This window comes from Ruegeria sp. CJ6 (assembly GCF_056536665.1).
The window spans coordinates 1-4,045 of record NZ_JBQFQB010000012.1 but is presented as its reverse complement, the minus strand read 5'-3'; the positions used below and the strand labels follow the sequence as shown (position 1 = coordinate 4,045).

The window sequence follows — 4,045 nt, the reverse complement described above, 5'->3', positions numbered from 1 at the left end:
GTTTTCTTCGGTCAATTCGATCGGATTCCCTCCGCATGAGGGGTCGATGATTGCGCCCTGGACCAGTTCGGGGATGGCGGCTTTGGTGACGCCGAGGTCGGAGAGTTTGCGGGGGATGGCGAGGCTGTCGTTGAACTCTTGCACGAAGCTGCGGAAGCCGTCGAAGCCGCCGTCGATGCCCAGATAGGCGGCGGCCTGCTGGAAGCGGTCGGCGATGACTGGCGCGTTGAACTCGAGCACGGCGGGCATGCAGACCGCGTTGGTGGTGCCGTGGTGGGTGTTGAACACCGCGCCGACGGGGTGGCTCATGGCGTGGATGGCGCCCAGGCCTTTCTGGAAGGCGGTGGCCCCCATCGCCGCCGCGCTCATCATCTGGGCGCGGGCTTCGATGTCGGTGCCGTCCGCATAGGCACGTGGCAGGTAGTCCTTGACCAGCCGCATCCCTTCCAGCGCGATGCCCTGAGACATCGGGTGGTAATGCGGGCTGCTGAACGCCTCGACACAATGCGCGAACGCATCCAGACCGGTGCCTGCGGTGATGAACTTGGGCATGCCCACCGTCAGCTCGGGGTCGCAGATCACCACGGTCGGCAGCACCTTGGGATGGAAGATGATCTTCTTGGCGTGGGTTTCCGAGTTGGTGATGACGCTGGCGCGTCCCACTTCGGACCCGGTCCCGGCAGTTGTGGGCACGGCGATGATCGGCGCGATGGCATCGGCATCCGCTCGGGTCCACCAATCGCCGATGTCCTCAAAGTCCCAGACCGGGCGCGTCTGACCACACATGAAGGCGACCATCTTGCCCAGATCCAGCCCCGAGCCGCCGCCAAAAGCGATCACCCCGTCATGGCCGCCCGCGTTATAGGCCGCAACACCGGCCTCGAGGTTCTGTTCATTGGGGTTCGGGTCCACATCCGCGAACAGACCCCGGCCCAGACCGGCGGTCTCCATGATATCCAGCGTCGCGGTGGTGATCGGCAGGTCGGCCAGCCCCTTGTCGGTGACCAGCAGCGGCTTCTTCATGCCGGCCGCCGCACAGGCTTCGGGTAATTCATTGATCCGCCCGGCCCCGAATTTGATTGCGGTTGGATAAGACCAGTTTCCAACAAGTGACATGTTTGCTTTCCTTCGTGTCAAAAGGCCTGCCCCGGCGAGGGGGTCATTCCGAGGCAGGCCGGCGTCCTTAGCCCGTGACCTTTTTCAGGTGATAGGATTTGGGACGTGTCAGGTTGTGATAGCCAATGACCGAGAGACCGCCGCCGCGCCCGGTATTCTTGCAGCCGGTCCAACACAGGCCGGGATCCAGATAATCGGCGCGGTTCATGAAGACGGTGCCCGTCTCAATCTGGTCGCCCACGCGGGCCGCGCGATCCAGATCGCGGGTCCAGAGGCTCGCTGTCAGGCCAAACGCGCTGTCATTCATCATCCGGATGGCCTCATCATCCGTGGACACTTTCATGATGCCCACTACCGGGCCAAAGCTTTCATCCCGCATCACCCGCATGTCATGGGTGACATTGGTCAGGATCTGCGGCGTCAGATATGCGCCGCCATCATCCTCGGGGAAGATGTCGATATGGGCCACCGCACCAGCCTCGACCGCCTCGGCAATCTGCGCCCGCACCTCATCGGCAAAGCGCACATTGGCCATCGGGCCAATGGTGGTCTCAGCGTCCAGCGGATTGCCCAGCTTATAGCCTTTCACGATCTCCACCGCCCTGGCGACGAAGTCGTCATACAGGCTTTCATGCACATAAATCCGCTCGATCCCGCAGCAGCACTGGCCCGCGTTGAACATTGCCCCGTCGATCAGCGTCTCAACCGCCGCCTCCAGATCGGCATCGTCCATCACATAACCCGGATCCTTGCCGCCCAGCTCAGTCCCGACGCCGGTAAAGGTGCCCGCCGCCGCGCGCTCCATCGCCTGGCCGCCGCCGACCGAGCCGGTGAAGTTCACGAAGTCGAACGCATTGCCCGCGATCAGATCGTTGGTCACGTCATGGCTCAGAAAGACATTCTGGAACACGTCTTCCGGCACACCCGCTGCATGGAAGGCCTGCGCCATACGCTCGCCCACCAGCAGGGTCTGCGTGGCGTGTTTCAGGATCACCGTATTACCCGCGATCAGCGCCGGGGCCACCGTGTTGATCGCCGTCATGTAGGGGTAGTTCCACGGCGCCACCACAAACACCACCCCATGCGGGATACGCTTGATATAGCGCTTGAATGTCTCATCCTCACCCACCGCGATATCAGCCAATGCGCTTTCGGCAATCCCGGCCATATGGCTTGCGCGCTCGTTGAAGCCGCCGAACTCACCGCCATAGCGCACCGGGCGACCCATCATATGCGCCAACTCGGGCACGATTTCCTCATTCATCGCGCCGACAGCAGCCACACCCGCCATCACAAGATCAATGCGTTCCCGCAAGGGCCGCGCCGCCCAAGCCGCCTGTGCGGCCCGCGCCCGGCCCGCAACCTCAAACGCGGCCTCCCGCGACAACACCTCGCGCTCGGCAAAAACCGACCCATCAATCGGCGAGACACATTGCAACATCTGCCCCATAGTCACTCCATCTCTAAAGAGAGCAGGATCCCTGCTTCATCTGGCCATAAATATCTCGGGGGCCGCCATTGGTGCGCCATTGGTTCGAGCGCCAATGGCGGCGGGGCTGGCCCCTCGCTTTCACCCTCTCAAGCCCGCTCGAACCCGCGGGCAATTTCCCAATCGGTCACCACGCGCTCAAACTCTTCGATCTCAACCTCGGCCGCGCGCGCATAGTGATCGACAACGTCATCTCCCATCGCAGCCCGCAACATCGCCGAGCCATGCAGCGCATCCCGCGCCGCGCGCAGATTGCCCGGGATCATCCCCGTCTCTCCCTGATAGACGTCGCCCGTGGTCGGCGGCTGCAACTCCAGCCCTTCTTCGATCCCAGCGATCCCCGCCGCCAGCATCCCAGCCATCGCCAGATAGGGGTTCATATCCGAGCCCGGGATGCGGCATTCCACCCGCACCGCCTTGGTGCCGTCACCGCACAGACGGAACCCGGCGGTGCGGTTGTCCACCGACCAGATGATCCGCGTCGGCGCAAAGGTCCCCTTCATGAACCGCTTGTAGCTGTTGATGTAGGGCGCCATGAAACAGGTGTAATCGGCGGCGTATTTCAAAAGACCCGCCATGTAGCTTTTCATCACATCCGACATGCCGAGCGGATCTTTTTCGTCGAAAAAGATCGGCCGTCCCTCGGACCAGAGCGACTGATGCACGTGGCTGGAACTGCCCACTTTCTCATGATGCCATTTCGGCAGGAAGGTCGCGGCATGCCCATGCTGCCAGGCAATCTCTTTCACCGCGTTCTTGGCGATCGAGTGATACTCGGCCGTCTCCATCGCAGGCGCGTATTTGATGTTCAGTTCTTCCTGCCCGGTCTCGGCCTCACCTTTCGTGTTCTCGACCGGTATCCCCGCATCCCACAGATGGTTGCGGATCGGGCGCATCACATGCTCTTCCTTGGTGGTCTGAAGGATGTGATAGTCTTCGTTGTACCCCGAGATCGGCTCAAGGTCGCGAAAGCCTTCCTTGCGGATCTGATCAAAGCTTTTCTCGAACAGGAAAAACTCCAGCTCGGTGGCGCACATCGCGTCATAGCCCATCGCCTTCAGCCGGTTCACCTGACGTTTCAGGATCGAGCGCGGCGCGTGTGGCACTTCTTCATGCGTGTGATGATCCAGCACATCGCACATCACCATCGCCGTGCCTTCCAGCCACGGTACAGGGCGCAGCGTGCTCAGATCCGGCTTCATCACATAATCGCCATAGCCTCGCTCCCAACTGGTCGACGCATACCCGTCCGGCGTCCCCATCTCGAGATCCGTCGCCAACAGATAATTGCAGCAATGCGTCTCTTCCCACGCCCCCGCAACAAAATGACCCGCATGAAACCGCTTGCCCATCAAACGGCCCTGCATGTCAACCAGACAAACCAATACCGTATCAATCTCGCCAGACGAAACCTCAGCCTTCAAATGCTCAAATGTCAGC

At 61.6% G+C, this 4,045-nt stretch carries 3 protein-coding genes; all 3 read right to left on the bottom strand.

Annotated elements, in window-relative coordinates:
• Positions 1–1,116 (bottom strand): iron-containing alcohol dehydrogenase (locus ACR0BT_RS20390; protein WP_480763928.1); only part of this gene is annotated, 1,116 nt, incomplete at its 3' end.
• A gap of 67 nt (positions 1,117–1,183) precedes the next feature.
• Entirely contained in the window at positions 1,184–2,566 is a 1,383-nt protein-coding gene (locus tag ACR0BT_RS20385; RefSeq protein WP_480763927.1) for an aldehyde dehydrogenase family protein, read from the bottom strand.
• A gap of 128 nt (positions 2,567–2,694) precedes the next feature.
• On the bottom strand, positions 2,695–4,044 hold the full coding sequence (locus ACR0BT_RS20380; protein ID WP_480459955.1) for a glutamine synthetase family protein: 1,350 nt from the start codon (positions 4,042–4,044) through the stop codon (positions 2,695–2,697).
• Between the last annotated feature and the right edge of the window lies 1 nt (position 4,045).

What these genes read in the sequence shown, in the direction of transcription:
- ACR0BT_RS20385 (WP_480763927.1), bottom strand. Translation starts at nt 2,566, where the DNA reads ATGGGGCAGATGTTGCAATGTGTCTCGCCGATTGATGGGTCGGTTTTT.